12 protein-coding genes and 1 tRNA gene are annotated in these 18333 nt (G+C 55.0%); 7 read left to right on the top strand and 6 right to left on the bottom strand.

The genetic code is table 11. The features are described 5' to 3' along the window. Positions 1-132: 132 nt before the first annotated feature. On the bottom strand, positions 133-3570 hold the full coding sequence (locus ACYX34_RS15600) for a molybdopterin-dependent oxidoreductase (protein WP_462077496.1): 3438 nt from the start codon (positions 3568-3570) through the stop codon (positions 133-135). A 552-nt stretch (positions 3571-4122) separates the two neighbouring features. On the opposite strand from ACYX34_RS15600, the gene ACYX34_RS15595 reads away from it, so the two are divergent. Continuing rightward, positions 4123-4197: transfer RNA gene (locus tag ACYX34_RS15595), tRNA-Gly, on the top strand. 84 nt (positions 4198-4281) lie between these two features. On the opposite strand, the gene ACYX34_RS15590 is transcribed toward ACYX34_RS15595, so the two are convergent. The 4 genes from ACYX34_RS15590 to ACYX34_RS15575 form a co-directional block, all read right to left on the bottom strand. Beyond that, positions 4282-6483, bottom strand: a complete 2202-nt coding sequence (locus ACYX34_RS15590) for a transglutaminase TgpA family protein (protein ID WP_462077495.1) — start codon at positions 6481-6483, stop codon at positions 4282-4284. After that, positions 6473-7594, bottom strand: a complete 1122-nt coding sequence (locus ACYX34_RS15585) for a DUF58 domain-containing protein (protein ID WP_462077494.1) — start codon at positions 7592-7594, stop codon at positions 6473-6475. Before ACYX34_RS15585 ends, ACYX34_RS15590 begins: the two co-directional genes overlap by 11 nt. A 43-nt stretch (positions 7595-7637) precedes the next feature. Then, the gene (locus tag ACYX34_RS15580; protein ID WP_462077493.1) at positions 7638-8579 is read right to left on the bottom strand and encodes an AAA family ATPase; all 942 of its coding nucleotides are present in this window, start codon (positions 8577-8579) and stop codon (positions 7638-7640) included. Positions 8580-8719: 140 nt separating this feature from the next. Further along, positions 8720-10024 carry a hypothetical protein gene (locus ACYX34_RS15575; protein WP_462077492.1) on the bottom strand — a complete coding sequence of 435 codons (1305 nt, stop codon included), beginning with the start codon at positions 10022-10024 and terminating at the stop codon, positions 8720-8722. Positions 10025-10140: 116 nt separating this feature from the next. Here ACYX34_RS15575 and ACYX34_RS15570 point away from each other — a divergent pair, with 116 nt between their 5' ends. The 3 genes from ACYX34_RS15570 to ACYX34_RS15560 all read left to right on the top strand — a co-directional run bounded on the left by ACYX34_RS15570 (position 10141) and on the right by ACYX34_RS15560 (position 12482). Then, a complete protein-coding gene (locus tag ACYX34_RS15570) occupies positions 10141-11145 on the top strand; it encodes a ChaN family lipoprotein (RefSeq protein WP_462077491.1) in 1005 nt (334 codons plus the stop codon). A gap of 132 nt (positions 11146-11277) precedes the next feature. Further along, the gene (locus ACYX34_RS15565; RefSeq protein ID WP_462077490.1) at positions 11278-12180 is read left to right on the top strand and encodes an SWIM zinc finger family protein; all 903 of its coding nucleotides are present in this window, start codon (positions 11278-11280) and stop codon (positions 12178-12180) included. Between the two features lie 119 nt (positions 12181-12299). Then, a complete protein-coding gene (locus ACYX34_RS15560; RefSeq protein ID WP_462077489.1) occupies positions 12300-12482 on the top strand; it encodes a hypothetical protein in 183 nt (60 codons plus the stop codon). Between the two features lie 72 nt (positions 12483-12554). On the opposite strand, the gene ACYX34_RS15555 is transcribed toward ACYX34_RS15560, so the two are convergent. Next, the gene (locus ACYX34_RS15555; RefSeq protein ID WP_462077488.1) at positions 12555-13130 is read right to left on the bottom strand and encodes an arylesterase; all 576 of its coding nucleotides are present in this window, start codon (positions 13128-13130) and stop codon (positions 12555-12557) included. A 203-nt stretch (positions 13131-13333) separates the two neighbouring features. Between ACYX34_RS15555 and ACYX34_RS15550 the strand changes: the two genes are divergently transcribed. The 3 genes from ACYX34_RS15550 to ACYX34_RS15540 all read left to right on the top strand — a co-directional run bounded on the left by ACYX34_RS15550 (position 13334) and on the right by ACYX34_RS15540 (position 18229). Continuing rightward, complete coding sequence (locus ACYX34_RS15550) at positions 13334-14110, top strand: ABC transporter ATP-binding protein (protein ID WP_462077487.1); 777 nt, start codon at positions 13334-13336, stop codon at positions 14108-14110. 17 nt (positions 14111-14127) lie between these two features. Further along, a complete protein-coding gene (locus ACYX34_RS15545) occupies positions 14128-16776 on the top strand; it encodes an ABC transporter permease (RefSeq protein WP_462077486.1) in 2649 nt (882 codons plus the stop codon). A 925-nt stretch (positions 16777-17701) separates the two neighbouring features. Next, positions 17702-18229: a calcium-binding protein gene (locus ACYX34_RS15540; RefSeq protein ID WP_462077485.1), complete on the top strand. Its 528-nt coding sequence runs from the start codon at positions 17702-17704 to the stop codon at positions 18227-18229. Positions 18230-18333: the final 104 nt, after the last annotated feature.

The following is an 18333-nucleotide window of genomic DNA, read 5'->3' as shown; positions in this document are numbered from 1 at the left end:
ACAGCATCTTGCGGCCCAGCTGCCAGTTATAGACTTCAGGCATGGTTTCCTCCGTAATTCATCAGTAGGCTATTGTCGAACTTCGTCAGCCCTTGCACCATTCGGCAAGGGCTGACCTTCAGGCCAATAGCATTAGACCTTAATCTTAATGTGCTCACCTTTCAGCCACTTAATCATAAACTCGTTCTCTTGACCCGGTGTAAACCCGGTCCGAACCGGTTCCCATGGGCCACGTGCCCCGATCCCGCCGTCCTCCGCCTTCGTGATGCGGATGAGACACTCCTTCGGCACCGTGTTGATCGCGTGGTGATCCACCTGATAGCCCCATTTGAACTTCCAGGCAATCGCGTGTTTGCCAGGGAGTGAGTCCGTTTGGTGCAACGGCATGAGCCAGTTCCTAGTAAATGACTGTTGAGCGCCGTACCGGAAGTTCGACTGATACCCAGTGTCGATGGCGATAGCTCGTCCATCTGGTCGGGTCTCGTGGCCTTTCACGGATTTCGGCGTCGACACATACGGCGCGTGCTTGGCCATGGTCACGTGGTACGGATAGGCCGGGTTGTACTTCGCCCGGATCATAAGCCGAGCGACTTTGTAGTAGGGATCACTCGGTTTCCAGCCACGGTAGGGGCGATCCACCGGATTTCCATCGACGTACACATAGTCTCCGTCGTTGATCCCACGATCTTTGGCCGCCTGTGGGTTGATATGGATCTGGTGCTCACCCACTCCCGGCGTCCGTTTATCCATGCGATAGGGGTCACCGAAGTTGGACTCGTAAATCTGCACCCAGTCGTTGACCGACCACTGGCTATGGACGCGGTGACGCGTCTTGGGCGTCACACAGTAGAACTGATACCCCTTTTCCCACAAGGGGTTTGAATGCCGCACGATTTCATGCCATGACAACTTGATATTGCGAACCGTCTTGTCATCATGGTGCTGGGCCGTGATGGGAATACCATAGTCGTCCGGACGACAATAGGGATTCGTTGTGAAGATGGCGTTCGGCAGATACGGAGTCGCCTCCGGCCCTTCACGATGGGAGATAAAGTTCTCGCCGTACTCGATGGATTCCGGTTCGATACGGTAATTCTCATACCGACCACTACGAGTCCACATGGGCTTCGACTCGTTGGTTTCCTCCCAGAACGGATGCCGTGGGTAGGTTCGAACCATGACCATCCAGCCCTTTTCCGACTTCAACATCACGTCCGCTGAATACCCGTAGAAGGTGCTGGACGCATCAAGCATGCGCTGCGCATAAACGTCTACGCGGTTTTCGTAGACCATGGCGAAGTAGTCCTTCATCCGCTTGTCGCCGGTCATCTCAGACAGCTTGGCTGCCACTCCGGCAAAGGTATCGAGATCGTTCCGGGTATCATATAAGGGTCTGATTCCACCCTTCCAGATCTGAACCCATGGGTTGGAGACCGTGATCGTCATCTCCGGATAGGTGAACTCCATCCAGGAGTTACAGGCAAAGGCGATGTCATTGTGATTCACGTCGGACGTCATTTCGATATCCTGCGTGATCAGTGTCTCGATGTTCGGATCTACGTTCCGCACCATGTCGTAGTGGTGCTTGGCGTTGTTGAGGACGTTGACGTTGACGACCCATCGGAATTTGCTCGGGGTCGGCATGTGGGTCTTCCCAGTAAACACCTTGCGGCCATACTTCGGGGTATTGACGATCAAGGCCGTATCCCCGTGGTTCCAGTACCCCACCTCTTCGCCGTAGTAATAGGACTTGGTCTTGATCTCTTTTCCGTGAGCATTCGGATCCAACGTGATGTTGAAGGGGTCTTCCCCGGTATGGACCGACAAGCCGGCTCCGGACCAAGGTGTGGCCGTCCAGCAGCCTGCCTTGTAGTTCCCAGCCCAGGTGTGTTGTCCGGTACCGAACTTACCGACATTGCCCGTGATGATCAGCACCATGGCGGCGGCACGACCGTTGGGCGTCATATGGAAATAGTGGGTCACGCCCTCTCCGTTATGAATCGCCGCCGGCTTGATCGTCCCTGAATCGCGTGCCCATCGGACAATGAGGTCCTTCGGTGTGCGGCAGATCTGATGGGTCGTGTCCAAATCGTAGTCTTGGAAGTGGACCAGATACATCTGCCACACCGGCATCGCGTCGATTTCACGGCCGTTGAGCAGCTTCACCCGATAGGTCCCGTTGAGGGCCGCGTCGATCCCGCTGTTACTGTAGTGCCAGCCCACCTGTTCGCGATGGAGCGGGACGGCCTGCTTCTTGTTCAAATCCCACACCATCATGCCGCCCAGCCGCTCGACATCTTGCGGCTTCAGCGCTTGAATCCGGCCGGAGTAGCTCTTGGAGAAGTCGGGAAACTTATAGTCTGCAACCACGTCACGTGGATCGAGATACTGCAACGTATCGGTCCGCACCAGGATCGGCGCATCAGTAAACTGCTTGAGGAAATCCACGTCGTGCATATTTTCGTCGATGATGATCTTCATGGCACCCAAGAACAGGGCCCCATCGGATTGTGGGCGGAGCGGCATCCAGTAGTCAGCGCGATAGGCGGTTGGATTGTATTCTGGGGTGATGACCACGACGCGCGCACCACGCTCAATACACTCTAACTTCCAGTGCGCCTCCGGCATCTTGTTTTCAACGAAGTTCTTTCCCCAGCTGGTGTTGAGCTTGGAAAAGCGCATATCAGAGAGGTCGATATCCGACCCCTGCACACCCGACCAGAATGGTTGCGATGGGTTCTGATCTCCGTGCCAGGTGTAATTTGACCAGTAGCGACCACCTTGGGCCTGCTCCGGACTGACTTTCCGAATCCAGGTATCCAAGAGGGCATTAATGCCACCGTTCATCCGGGTGTTGCCCATCTTACCGATGATGCCAAGAACCGGCATACCCGCACGATGCTTAAAACATCGCGTGCCGGCACCCTTCATCATTTCGATCATCTCTGGCGCATAGCCCTGCTCGCGCAACCTTCTCGCGCCAGCCTCGCCGGAGTAGCGCGTCGCGATAATGATCATGGCTTTTGCGGCATAGGTAAACGCGGTGTCCCAAGACACACGGAGCATGTCGTCCAAAAACCGACTGTCGAATTTGTACTTGCGCTTGGTTTCCGGCGTGAGCTCCGGTGATCCATCGTCCATCCACTGCTTCCAACCCTTTCGCATGAGGGGCCCCTTGAGGCGATAGGGACCGTACACCCGCCGATGGAAGGTAAAACCCTTCAGGCACATCCGGGGGTTGTGCGCAAAGGTCCCACGATTCCCATAGAGGTCTTCGTAGGTTTGATGGTCATAGTTCTGCTCCACACGCATGACCACCCCGTTTCTGACGAAGGCCCGAACGCGGCAGGCATGGGTGTCATTAGGAGAACAGACCCAGGTAAAGGATGAGTCGTAACGATACTGATCGTGGTAGACACGCTCCCATGACCGATCCGGATAATCACCCAATGGATTCCCGACCTCGATCACCGGTTGGAGCGCCGTCAAGGCCAGGACCTTGTCCGCCACGGCTGCAGCAGCAACCGTACCGACAGAGACCTTTAAAAATTGTCGACGTGACAAAAACATTGTGAATACCTCCTCACATGACGTGAACTTGAACGAAGCTTTTCTTCTTGTTGATTTCCTTCTTACCTAATTCAAGAGCCCTTTTCAGAGCGTTCGTCACGAACAGGGAACTGACAAGACAGGCAATACATATACCCCCGTGACACAACCGTCTCAGCAGAAGGTTATTCGCAAGATTCAAACCATCTACACTCAGACCTGCCTCAACTGAGAATTTTGACTTATAACTCATTAATAGTATGGATATTTATTGGTTTTACCAAGTGACCATGCTCGAGCTATTCCTCGCCAACCGTTTGAGTAGTCTACGTATCACAGCAGTTGTCATCAAGCAGATGGTCTAGAAATTTACATTCGATCACTTGATGTAAATTGATATTAAGATTGATGTTTTTATTAATTAATGGAATCAGAACTTATCATGTTACCAATTGGTATCATATGTCGTTGAGGTGATGATGGAAGGAACGTTGCTCGACTGCAGATGTGGAAAGAATCGTAGCTTGACAGTAAGTTGAGAGGTCAGTACACTCCGCCCCTGATCTTTGGGGAGCGGGAATAGCTCAGTGGTAGAGCATCGCCTTGCCAAGGCGAGGGTCGAGGGTTCAAATCCCTTTTCCCGCTCCAACATCTGCCTCACAACTCTTCATTTTCTCGGCTTTGTGCGCGGTAACTATTTGATTGGGTCTAGACCTGGTCAGGCTCACGACATCAGGCCGGTGGCTTCCTTAATTCGAGGAGACGACGGAGGTGGGCTTCCGCCTGTTTCAAATCCTCTTGGCTGAGCGGAAGATGGCCAAATCGGCTCCGACAATAGAGTTCCGTGATAGAGGCCACCGCTGAATGGGCTTCCTTCCACCGCACCTGAGTGATCTCGACCAACTCGAGTGGTGTGAGCGCTATCGATCTTGAAAGTCCTTGCCCAGACAGGTAGGTGTGCATACGACGATAGAGTTGTGTGATAACCAGCTCGTTACTGTAGGCCTTTCTCGAGAAACTCCAGGCCGCCCATGGCCTCTTCCGCCCCAGCCAGAAGAGGACAGCCAGACTCATCAGGGCGAAGCCGATGATCTCTCCAAAGAGCCCAATCCGAATCTGTGACACATCATGAGTCACGATCCCACTCAGGACCGCCATAAAAGTGCCGAACAGCGCGCTCATCGAATCCAAGGCCTTATTGCGAACCGACATCCCTTCAGCCTTCAATTCTTGAACAACGGCCAATTGGTCCGCCGCGCTATACTGGACAAACAATCGGTTCCATTGGAGCCTGAGGTTGTCCATGATAGGCCCGAACACCTGCCATACCGTACCTCCAATGCCCGGACTGTCCTCGGCGGTGGGAGTGGGATCCATCCTGATCCAGCCGGAATGAGGCAGATACACTTCGACCCACGCATGGGCATCCTGCTGCCTCACAACGTAGTAACTTCCGTAGCTGTTCCATTCCGTGGCCAAAAACCCTGTCACCAGGCGAGCGGGAATCCCAACGGTCCGGAGCATCATGACCATCGCGGTGGCATAGTGTTCGCAGTAGCCGGTTTTTCTTGAGAAGAGGAATTCTTCGAGCGGTTGATCCTGCTCGGCAAGCGGGGCATCCAGACTGTACCGATAGTTCTGGGTTAAATACGCTTGAATCGCGCCAGCCTTTTCATATGGATTGTGTTGCTCCCGCGTCACATCTCCTGCCAATGCGCTGATCCGGTCTGTCTGACGAGGGAGCTGCAGATATTGTCTGACCACCCATTCAGGATAGAGCCCTGGCTCGGGCCCAAGATCCGCAGGCACCAGCCTATTGGAACGGGAGACGACCGTATATTCAATTCGGGACGAACTCGGGAAGGGCAAATACACGGCACCGGTGGCGTCGAAGAAGAGACTGGGGAATGCTCCGCTGACTCGTTCGATGAACGGCGCGGCAAACAATACCGGAGTATCCAGTGGCTCAAGCAAGATTTTCTGTTGCATTGCTTCACCGGGCTCGGACTGCGGGGCAACTCGCTTCCTTCGAAACGCAAACGTGCCAGGACTCTCTTCGAGAAGACTCCGTCGATAGCTCAGTTGATTCGTCCAGACTTTGCCATCATAACGATCGAAGGACACCCCTCGGATATACAACGGCCTGACATCGCGTTGCGTGCTCCTGGGCAGCTCAACGCGCATTACGATGCTGGGGTCACGCTTGATCGATCCGATGGAACCTAAGTTCACCGTATCGGAAAATCCTGATGTACGTATATTCTCCCCAAATCCCTTTTGATATATCCCCGCACTGACCCGCGGGATGGTGAAGAAAATGACCACGGTGATGAGGAACGCCCCAAAGGCCAGTCCATTCGCCATCCAAAAAAAACGAGACGAGACCCGGTCGCTCACGTTGTAACCCTCCTGTCGGATGGGTTGAGCCATTCCGGCATCGTCGCTGACCTCCGACGTCCTGGTCAACTGAAACAGCAGCAGGGTCCACACGCCCGCGAGCAGGTAGACCGAGAAGATCGGGACGAACCAGAGCTCCGTCGTGAGCGATCCCGAAGCGAGAATGGCGACGAGACTGATCGCGTAGAGGTGCAAATAGTCGCGGCGGAGTCGGAGATTGAAGAGCTTGATGACCATCAGAATCATCAGGAAGTGGAGTCCAGCTGGAAGCAACTCACCGGAGACCCACAAGAGATCGATCCAAAACCCTACAAAGCCGCCAAGGACGATCAGATTCCATCCAATGGCTGACACGGGCATCTGCGTCGTGAATTGTTCGACGGGCTTGATTCCCATGTTTCGCAGGAGCACCGCGATCAGCATCGCACCGGTCAGTGCGGCCAGCCATTCCGGCAGACCAGCTCCCAACGTGAGTCCAATGAAGGACGCTGATGCCAGCAACAGGGAGGTCAGGTGAAGGGCCTGACTAAGTGGCATAGGCCGCTCCAGGGATGACTTCTCCATCGATGAAGACACGAGGGAATTCAGTTTCTCCGCTTTCGGAATCGCACCAAGCCTGTACGACCACCACCGTTCCCCCGCCATCGAGATCGGAAGGACCGTCCGACCATTCGTCTTGCTCCATAGACTTTGCCGTGGGGGTGCTTCGCTGACAGAGGGCCAGCATTCGGAAGAGCTCAAGGCGATGCGCTGCCCCCTGCCCAAAGGAAGAGCGCTCTGATCCTACACGCAATTGGATGGAGTAGCCGTGCTGCATCAGATGCTGAACCAGCGAGGCAGCCAACGAGACTGCACGCTCAAACAGGGCGTCATGGCTTGCCGGGACGCTCGTTGTGAGATGGATGATCGCTCGGCGTTGTTCTTCTGTTTCGGTTTCCCGAATCGTCAGTTGAGACGTCCGAGCTGTCGTGAGCCAATGAATGCTCCGTGAGTCATCGCCTGCTTGGTACAGACGAAGATTGTACAGCTCACTGCCGTGCCCTCGTCGATGGACGGCCTGCTCATACCCCGCCGCGAACAAACCCTGAAGGAGACGCTCGCTCATCGGCCGGAGCTCCGGGCATACTACGGTCACATCCTCCATCGGGTAGAAGGCCCGTTTCGTGAAAAATCCGAATGGAAACTCCGTGCTGATTCGAACACCGCTCAAGTGCAGTTTGCCACGGCGTGTAGGGGTCAATTGGTAGGAGAGTAGTCGACTGGCACCCGGAGGGAGGGCGTGAATCTCCACCTGAGGGAAAACAGCTTGACCCTCGCCGACATCACACAGGGTCAACGAAAAACTGGTCAGTCGCGACTTTCGGTTCTTGACCGCTAGAACCGTGGTGACTGAGGTGTTCAAGAAGAGGAGGTCCGGCACATGACGGCGAAGTTCAAGTCGCCGCAGACAGTATTCCGCCGCAACGCCTGAGACCAGGATGAGGCTCAACATCATGGCCAGAAGGAGATAAAACAGATTGTTCCCTGTATTAATGGCCGCGATACCGATCGCCAATGCGAAGATCAGGAATTGAAGCCCCTCCGATGTGATCCGTGTGGAGCGGTAACGAAAGACCCGATGAGCGAACGACGGCAACTGAAACGGCATATCTCACCAAAATGTGTGAGGGCTGCCCGACGCCAGAACGCAACTAGACAGGGACAGGAATCGTGTCGATCAAATCGCGGATGATGCGTTCGGCCTGCTCAAAGCTTCGTTGGTGAAGACCAGCCTGACGGGCCACCATGATGCGGTGAGACAGCACGATCGGGGCAAGCTCTTTAATATCGTCCGGCAGGCAATAGGTCCGTCCCCGCACAAGGGCCAGGGCTTTTGCTGCGCGGCTCAACGCAAGCGCACCCCTTGTGCTCACCCCAAGGGACAAGAGGTCTGATTCCCTGGTACTCCGGACAACGGCAAGGAGATACTCTGTCAGGCTCTCCTCCATAAAGACCTTGTCTACCTGATCTTGCAACTGAACGACTTCTTGTGCGGTCAACAGCGGGAGCAACTCTTCCGCCGGGTGTAGGCACGAGGCTCGTTCAAGAACCTTCTTCTCTTCTTCGGGCGCTGGATAACCGATACGCAACCGCATCAGGAAACGATCGAGTTGTGACTCAGGAAGGGGAAAGGTCCCGTGATACTCAGCGGGGTTCTGTGTCGCAATGACCATAAAGGGCGGATTGAGCGGGTAGGTCTTATTATCAAATGAAATCTGCGCCTCGCTCATCGCTTCCAAGAGACTGCTCTGGGTTTTCGGCGTCGTGCGATTGATTTCATCTGCCAGTACGATGTTCGCGAAAATGGGTCCAGGAATGAACTCAAACGCTTGCTTCTGGCGATTGAAAATCGAGACCCCGACAATGTCGGACGGCAGCAGATCACTCGTAAACTGAATCCGTTTGAAGGAACAGTCCAGTGACCGTGCGAGGCTGTGGGCCAGCGTGGTTTTGCCAACCCCCGGAACATCTTCGAGCAGGAGATGCCCACGCGCGAGCAGCGCCACAAGGCTCATCTCGATGACATGGGGTTTCCCTTTGATCACCCGAGCAATGTTCTCCTGGACGGCTCGGATAGTCTCAGTAGAAGTCATGATGGGATTAGGCTCTGAGATACTGGAGACGTGCGTGGTGATCGGACACGAGTGAAGTCTAGCAAAGGGTCTGGAGACGGTCAATAAATCACGTGTTTTACACGCCGGCGCTGTCACGTCTCAAGCCGCATTCGGCGTTCCTACGCCGGAACAAGCGTGACCATCCAGGGAGGAACCTCTTCGGTCATGGCTGAAAACTTGCGCGCGGTGCTGCTGGCGGGCATGCCGGGAAACGTGGCGCCTCTGCTGACGCGGACATATCGAAAGAGTCCGGTCGAGTGATCCGCTGATGACAACTGACGCCGAAGGATTCCTAGGTCAGCAAGGTCCACTGACGCACCAATCGGTAGATCAGTGAGCTGATCATAGATTCCACCGAAAATGGCGGGAAGGTTTGCAGCGTGAAACAGTTCGTCCTGAGGACGATAGTGTGGATCGTCAAACAACTGGGCCAGGATTTCCCAGAACACCTGATCATCTACTGAGCCCAGCAGGCACAGGGAGCTCCGCTGAGCCAACAGATGTAACAGCGCCAGCGGGCCAATGATGTCAAACTTCCATGGGGGAAAGAGCAGGGCACGAGTCCCGTGCTGCACTTCCAGTGCCGGTTCTTTCCCAAACCGCGTCAGGTGAAAGGCGCCCTTCGTCCGTTCCAGCTCCTTCTGAATCACCGCTGGCGAGAGCCGACTCGGTTCGTACGCAAAGGTCGGTGTGGCCGGAGCCCAACAGGTAGCCACAGTATAGCGCGGCGCGAGGAGGGCCTGCCCATTGAGATCACTCAGGTCGAACATGTCCTGACGACCAAAGAAGGCAAAGGAAAGCCCCTGTCTCTGTTGCAACCTGCGCAATCTACCGGGATCTGCATGAAGGGGACCGCCTAATCGTGAGTGCGGATCAAGCCGATCCACACCATGGAGAATGAGCTGCCGATTGCGCTGAGAGAGCTGCGGCCCATACTGATCGGCGAGCTCTTCGGCAAACGACAGGTCCCCCGCTCCGATATCCAGCACAGAGGCGACGTCGGCATGCGTGAGGAGGTCGAACGGATTGGCCAGGCCACGCACCAGTTGTTCCATCGTCTCGCTGGAGAAGCACGTCACCGGCCATTTCGATGTCGGGGCAGGAACCAATCCAAACACAATAGCGAGCGCCCGCATGGCTTTGGCCGGCGGAAGGCCGGTCGCCCGTTTGAGATGCTCTCCGTCGAGGTCCTGCACACGCTGTGGCCGCCTCCCCTCGAACAACTGTAACAAGAGCGCTTTCACGCCGTCCGGGAGAGGCCGTTCTTTGATCGCACAGACAAGTCGATCGACGGTGGCGGGGAACCGGCTTTTTTCGAGCAATGCTCGAGACGCATCCCACTGCTTGGGAGCGCGGTGGGCCTGCTTGTTGATGTGGCGGCGAAATACCTCGAATGGGTCACCTGAGTTTATCGGGAAAGGCATCACGTGGTTTGCCGTGAGGACGCACACGTCAATTCGGATGAGCCAGCATAGTGGGCCGCCAACTTTGCCGTCAAGGCGGCTTGTTCGCTTGATCCGCAGTATGATAGGAGTGCGTTATGAATAAGTTGTTTTCCCTGCGTCAGTGTGCACAAATTCTCCTGGCTCTGGGTCTCGTACTCTGCTTTCTCACCACTTCTATCAGCGGGGCGACACCACCGCTTGACTCGCCGACGGGCGAATCGGAATTTGAATGGCAACCTTGGCAGATCCTGGACACCAGAACGAGCCGTGTCGTTGCGTTTCCCGAATGGATCAAATCTCTGGAACAGTCGGAGATCATCTATTTAGGCGAGGAGCACCACAACCCCTACCATATCGAAGCAGCCTTGAAAGTCCTGAACCAGCTACTCGTGGATCGGATTGAACCCACCATCGGTATGGAAATGTTCGGATGGGACGGGCAAGAGGCCTTAGACTCCTATGTCTCCGGCGCTCAGCCGATGTCCAGCGAGTTTCTGGAAGACGTACGATGGAAGCAGAATTGGGGTGGGGAGTTTAGCGATTATGGGCCTCTCGTCACGTTTGCTCGCGAGGGAAGGCTGCCGGTCCGTGCCATGAATCCTCCGAAACCACTGATCCGCCGAGTCCTGAAATTGGGGTTGGAACCAGTGAAACAAGAGCCCGAGTGGACATCATCCGGCATGTACCAAGAAGAGATCGTCGATGATCCCGCGTACCACACTAAAATCATCGATCAACTTCGTCGGTGCCATGGCGGGACAGAGGAGCACTATCGGACAATGTACGAGGCCTCGATGGTCCGTGACGAAGGCATGGCCAAGACACTGGTCCAACGACAGGACGAAATCCGCCGTGCTGAAGACGGTGTTCGCCGTCTCATCCTGAGCTATACGGGAGGCGGACACATCCAATATGGCCTCCCAGTCCCGAAACGCGTGGCGAGACGGCTGTCCGGTGAGATTACGCAGACCACCGTCTACATGATGTCATATGAACCAAGCCGAGCCGAAGACGTTCGAGCGCTGATGCAGGAGGCCATTGCCGATTATATCTGGCTCACCCCGATGGGAAAGCCAAACCCTGCCAAACCCTGTCGGTAGGAGAATCTCGCCATACCTCGAACCCCTCTCCCATAAAGAAGCGCACGCTATTGAAGGTTTCTTGACAGCCTCCGGTTCTGTCGTCAAACTGACGCCATCATGGCCTTCAGAGGAGCACCACGGATCCCATCCATGCCGAACAGAATTCCCTGCAGTGCTGAGCGACTCGATCTGTTGGTTCCACACATGATCCAAGCGATCTCGGAAGCTTCTGCTTTTCACCATGCCCGGCAATACATGACGGAAAAGCGGGTCCGCATTCTTGAAGCAACCGATTCCCAGATCTCCTCAACTGTGATTGGGAATGCCGGTCTTTACGAACAACAGATCAATCTGAAAGACGGCCATCTCGTGTCAGCATGTTCCTGCTCTACGCCTGAAGAACCCATGTGCCGCCACTGTATCGCCGTCTTACTGGAGTATCATCGCTGTACCACGCATCAAGCGGCTTCAAAAACGAGTGCTCGGAAAGGATCCTCATCACAACCACCGACCAATCATTCCAAAGCACCGTCGTCTTTGACCTTGCAGTCGTCGCTCGCCGACATTAAACTCAGTGACATCTTGAAATTTGTTGAATGGTTACAGCCGGCGATGAACGCTCTTGAAAATGAACAGCCGCTTCCTCCTTCGCCTGCCATCGAAGCAGGAGAAGTTTCCGCATGGATTCTCGCGATCAAGAGCTTAGAGGATCGACGTCGGGAAACAGAGGATGTGTTAGCCACCCTCGAGGCAGAGTTACGAGATCGTAAAGCCTATGCTGGACGCCTCACACAACAGCTCCAGGTTGCCATGGAAGAGCTCAAGACCGCTCAGACGAGCACACAAGGCCTTGAACGCGAAGTCAATACCTATCGAGCTACCCTCACGAAGCTCGGCGAATTGACCAACGATGTGGCCCAATACGATGAACAGATCCGCATGGCAGCCCGTGAAATCCTAGAGAAAGGGTCCCACTTTGACAAGGTAGCCACGTCCTTTAAGGAAGTCGCGGAAGCACTACAAGCCGCAGCGAAGATCACCCCTCAGCCATGATCGGTTTTTGGCTTCCTCTCCTAACCACGCCGCCCCTCCAATACTCCCTCTTGCACCATCCAGCCGATGTCCAGTAGAATGGGCCCTCTTTTTGTTTGTGGATTTAGAAGGGGGAAGAGATGAAGCAGTTATTTTCACGAACGGGACTCTTCACCGGGGCCTTACTGGTCCAGGCGTTACCAGCACTGGCGAACGTGTCGGAAGGGCCTCCGGACTATAGCGGGATCACCGGCCTGTATTATGTACTGATCGCGATCGTTCTCATCTACGGCGTCTACGACACATTTTTTAAGAAGTCCTAAGGCAACCCAGTTTGCAGCTCTACCGTAAGGGGTGCTGTTCTCGCGTTGCTCAAGAGCCGGCTGAGCAACCTCTCACTCATCCATTTGACGTGAGGGGTTGCGCTTCTGCTCTTTTTCGTTGAGCATCGGTCTGAGTACTTTGAGCAAGTGCTCGACGACGACTTTGTACCCTTCCCTGGTTGGATGAAGACCATCTGCCTGATTCAATGAGGAGGTCCCCCCAACCCCTTCAAGGAAAAAAGGGATGAAGGGAACCTGGTGCTCTCGTGCCAGGCTTCGATACATGGCTTCGAATCGAGTCGTGTAGTCCTGACCATAATTGGGCGGCAATTTCATCCCGGCCAAGATTACTGTAACCCGCGCTTCTTGCAACCGGCGGACAATCTGACGAAGATTCAGTTGCGTTTCATCGACCGAAATTCCTCGAAGCCCGTCGTTCGCACCCAATTCAAGAATCACCAGCTCGGGCTTACTGTTCAGAACCCATGAAACACGGCGAAGCCCACCTGCGGTCGTGTCGCCACTGACTCCAGCATTGATCACCCGATAGTGGTAGCCCAGACCATCAAGCCGACGTTGTAGCTGAGCGGGATAGGATTCGTTGATCTGTACACCCAATCCAGCCGTAAGACTGTCACCAAACGCCACGATGCGGGGTCTGCTATCTGATATGAAAGCAGAGGTCATTTCTGCTGAACAAACTCCTAGAAGCGTCACAAGCAACGACGCAACGAGAGGAAAGATTCGGTTGGCTACCACTATTATAATCTGCCGCAACACTCGATCCATATCCTCGTTTACTATAATATCATCCTTTGTGCTGACATTTTGGACGATTGGCTAGGCATTCAATGATCACTGTGAACGATGTTTCGATGGAGCTGGCAGCGGGTGGTCGCTCCATCACAATTCTGGACCACCTGACCTTTGATATTCCGGCTCAACAGACGGTGGCGATCGTAGGACCATCAGGGAGTGGAAAGTCGACGTTGCTTGGGTTAATGGCCGGGCTCGACCGGCCTACCTCTGGTCGCATCGAGCTGGATGGAACGGATATTACCCAAATGTCCGAAAACCAGATCGCACGGTTTCGACGTGAAAAAGTGGGCTATATCTTCCAATCGTTTCATCTCATTCCGACACTCACCGCTCTCGAGAATGTGGCGATCCCGCTCGAGCTGAGTGGCGAGCGAGGTGCCACAGATCGTGCAGCGGAGCTGTTGACGGCGGTCGGTCTATCCGGCCGCATGGAGCACTATCCCGTCCAACTCTCCGGAGGAGAACAGCAACGAGTCGCGGTGGCCCGCGCTTTTGCCTGCCGTCCCCCGATTTTGTTCGCCGATGAACCCACGGGGAATTTGGACAGTGTGACCGGCGCCCAGGTCGTCGAGCTCCTGCTCACACTCCACCGTAACCATGGAACCACCCTCGTGCTCGTGACACATGACACCAGCCTGGCAGCCTCGATGCAACGGGTGCTGTCACTGAGAGATGGACGCCTCATCTCTGACATTCTGGCGACAGGCTCGGAGTGTCTCGACCACGTAGCGGACAACCCACTCTCTGCCAACCGGATCTTCCCTGCTCCAAGTATGTCAATCGAGAACGCCCCGGCTCCTCGCTCATGACCTCCTTCCTATTCAACATGGCCTGGCGAGAAACGCGCGGAGCCTGGCGGCACTTTGCCTATTTCTTGGTGTGTATCGCGATTGGCGTGGGCGCGTTGACCGGTGTCTCCCTGTTCGCTACCCAGGTAGAGCGAGCGGTGACCAAAGAAGCGCGTGGTCTCTTGGGAGGGGATCTCGAGATTCGGATGTCCCGACTCATCAGTCCAACCGGCCAATCGGTGCTGGACAAGCTACACGAACGTGGAATCATGCTGACTCATGTCAGCGAACTTGTCGCGATGGCCACAAGAGTTGATGCATACAGCAGTGGACAGCCGACGCAAATCATCGAGCTCAAAGCTGTCGAGCCTCAGTATCCTCTGTACGGCACACTCAGACTTGAACCCCAACTCGCCTTATCTCACCTGCTGGGCACGCACAATCTCCAATGCCCTACCCAACCCTGTTTTGGAGTACTCGTCCAGGAGTCCCTCCTCATCAGAATGGGACTGACCGTCGGTAGTCACCTCGCGATCGGTCGCGCCCAATTCATTATCACCGGCAGACTCAGGACGGAACCAGACCGCATGGCCAATGCGTTCAGTCTCGGACCTCGAGTCCTGATGTCCCGCGAAGGGCTGCAGGCGACGAAACTCGTCAAGGTCGGAAGCAGGATCCGGGAGCGGTATCTCCTCAAGCTGCCGAGTACGGTCCCCCCGGAACCACTGCTCTACGAATTGAGAGGTCTCCTTGTTGCTGACGCAGCCCGCGTGTCGAGTTATCGAGACGCCCAACCGCAACTGAAGCAGTCGTTAGAACAGTTGACCCGCTACATAGGCCTGATCGGATTGACGGCGCTGTTCATAGGCGGTTTAGGGGTTGCCACCTCAGTCCATGCATTTGTGCGGGAAAAGCTTCAGACTGTTGCGATCTTAAAAACGATCGGGGCGGATTCGCTCACCATTATTAGAGCCTATGGATTCCAAGCGATGCTGCTCGGACTGCTCGGGAGCCTCGCCGGCCTGGTGCTTGGTGTGGCATTGCACCAGGGACTCCCGAGAATGATCGCCGCTTGGATGGCCTCGGATCTTCTCGACCAGCTAGGATTTGCAAGCGATGGACTTGCGATCTCGCTTGGCCCCCTGGTGAAAGGCTTGACGTTGGGCGTTCTCTCCACCCTGCTGTTTACACTGTGGCCATTGCTGACGATCCGTGATGTAAAACCAGCTCGAATATTCCGCCGGGAGGTAGCTCCCCTTGTACCCTCAGATAGCCTAGAGAAAAACCGATGGTGGAAGTGGAGGCCGAGGATCGATCGAGTTAAGATCTGCTCCTCTCTCGTAATCGGCTCCGGATTGGCTCTGCTTTCAGTGTGGCAAGCTGGGTCATGGAGAGTGGGTTTGCTGTTCATCCTTGCGTTCGCGGTCGCGGTGTTGCTATTAGGTGCGACAGCCCGTGGGATACTGGTGCTTCTCAAGAAGTCTCCTCGACCAGGCCCGTTTATCCTTCGCCAGGCGCTGGGCAATGTGATACGACCAGGAAGCCAGGCCGTGAGCATCACAATCGCCATCGGAATCGCCGTCATGGTCGTCACGACGGTATCTCTTGTGGAGCATGCACTCCTTGAGCAAGTGGGCGAGAACCGGCCGATCGATGCCCCCTCGTTCTTCTTTATCGATATCCAACCGGATCAGGTGGATGGAGTCCTAGCGCTCCTGCGCCGACACTCTAGCGATCCAAGCCCTCGACTGACCCCACTCGTGCGGTCTCGCTTATCGGCAATTAAAGGCGAGCCCGTGACGTTCGATGCGATGTCGGAGGAGGAAGAACAGAAAGAGAAGTCTGCACAGAAGGAAGAACGCCGGAAGAAATGGTACCTGACACGGGAATATGTGCTGACCTTCCTCCAGGACCTTCCCAAAGATAATAAGCTCGTTCAGGGAGCGTGGTGGAAACCCGAACAAGTTTTTCCACAGCCGCTGATTTCGATCGAAGAGGATGCCGCGAAACAACTCGGTCTCACCGTGGGAGATACCATTGAGCTCGACATACAAGGAGCACTCGTCACAGGAGAGATCAGCAGCATTCGCCAAGTAGAATGGGGAAACTTTTCCACCAACTTTTATATGATCTTTTCGCCTGGTTCCCTGGATGGCGCCCCTCATACCTTCGTGGCCACCGTTCGCGTCATGTCGTCCGAGGAAATTGCGTTACAACAAGCAGTCGTCTCGTCCTACCCGAATGTAACGGCCATCAATATGGGCGACGTCCTCGATAATTTTTCGCAGGTCCTTGATCGTCTGTCCCTCGCCATCCGTGCCGTCGCGTTGTTCTGTGTCCTGTCTGGAGGGTTGGTGATGGCGGCGGCCCTCGCGGCGACACGCTACCGTCGCTTGTACGAATCGGTCATTCTGAAAGCCCTGGGAGCCTCACGGAGCGTGATCGTGCGTTCGTTTGCAGCCGAATACGCGCTCCTGGGAGCTTTGGGGGGACTTCTTGGATGTGCATTGGCCAGTGCCCTCTCATGGGGAGTACTGGAAACGATGTTCGATCTCTCCTGGAACCTGCAACCAATCATATTAACCATGGGGTTCGTTGCCACGATCTTGCTCACGATGCTGGTTGGGTTTCTCGGAACCTATCGGATCCTCGGTCACCCACCGCTGGCCGTCCTGAGACAGGAATAAGCAGGGTATCGGCCCACTGCCGCTTCCTTCCTTTCAGGCATACCTGTCGTCCGCTTCATCATCTTCTGTGATCTCACGCCGTAGGGCAAACGGATTTTGACGAACATGCAAGGCACCCAACATCAAACCGCATGACTCACGACGGTTCGTCCCTCTTGACTCATTCTGAACCCCGAGCACCTTCGACAATCCAAACTGTGAGGTTGCATTACTTGCTCATACGACCCTATCCCGTCTCGTCGGCTCACTCTTGATCCTACAATTGAATGGCCTGATATTTCGCAATAACGCCTCAGCAGTTGAAGGGGAACGGCGCATGAATCATGCCGGCTAAATGACCCCGCCGCCCCTCTTTACTGAATTGAATTAGATACACCGCTGAATCCAATTTGATACATGCATACGAATCGCTTTGGATTCATTTATCCGTACTGAGTAGAGAGCTGTGCTTGGATGTAATGGGATACGTCGTTCTTATCTTGTTGTTAATGCATACATCAACAAGACACTTTTGTCCCTTCGGCATTCTCGCTTCGTGATGGTATGAGTGTTGCGTAGATTTTTGAGCATGTGCGGACTCGCTCGCCCGAGTGTTGTTGCAAGGATTCGGGATAGCCGCAATTCAGGCAGCCGAAGCAGTCCAACTGACTCCCCGGCAAGTAGGACCCAGACCAGGGGCGACATTCCGGCGCCGTTTACATGCTCTGTAAGAGAGTGTTGCATCACGTCAGTTGCATCTGCAGTCTAGAGAACCCATCGGCAGAATGCGAAAGGAGGACAGGCGCCGATGTGAGAAACGCGCCCATCATGCAATGCGATTATTCAATCTTGGCGGGGTGAAACCTATGCAAGGGTTTTCTTCCCGCCTCATTCTACGTGACCAGAAAATCAGGTCACTTAGTACAAACCAACAGAGGAGGTTCTAATGGCGATTATTATCGGAAATAACGCAAATAATGTTCTCAATGGCGGAGCCTTTGCTGACGTTGTTATAGGACGTGGTGGTAACGATATCTTATTTGGTAACGCGGGAAATGATAGCCTCAATGGCGGTAGCGGTATTGACCAGCTATTCGGCGGCAGCGGCAGCGACTACCTGAATGGCGACACTGGCAACGACTTCCTGACCGGTGGGCTGGGGCGGGACGTACTAATCGGTGGCCTGGGTAATGATACCTTTGATTACAATGCAGCCGCCGATAGCCTACCGGGCGCTGCGAACAGGGATGTCATCATCGACTTTCAGGGAAATGGAGCGCTTGCTGGCGACCGGATCGACCTGTCCACTATCGATGCCAATGTCTTAGTGGCTGGTAACCAGGCCTTCCTTCCTGGGCAAGTTTCATACGTCGGCGGGATCCTCAGCGCCAACATCATTGGTACAGCTCCGGCGCCGGATCTTCAAATTGATCTACTCGGTGCCCCGCTCGTCCTCAGCGATATTGTTCTATAATACTCACAATCTCAAGAAGGGCGGCCCCGCTCAGGGGCGCCCTTCCACAAGCCGATGTATCCCACCTCGCTCTCGTCCGAGGCTGGGCTACAGGACCGATAGCC

The organism is Nitrospira sp. CMX1 (genome assembly GCF_054902215.1).
This window is presented reverse-complemented; position numbering and strand designations above follow the sequence as displayed.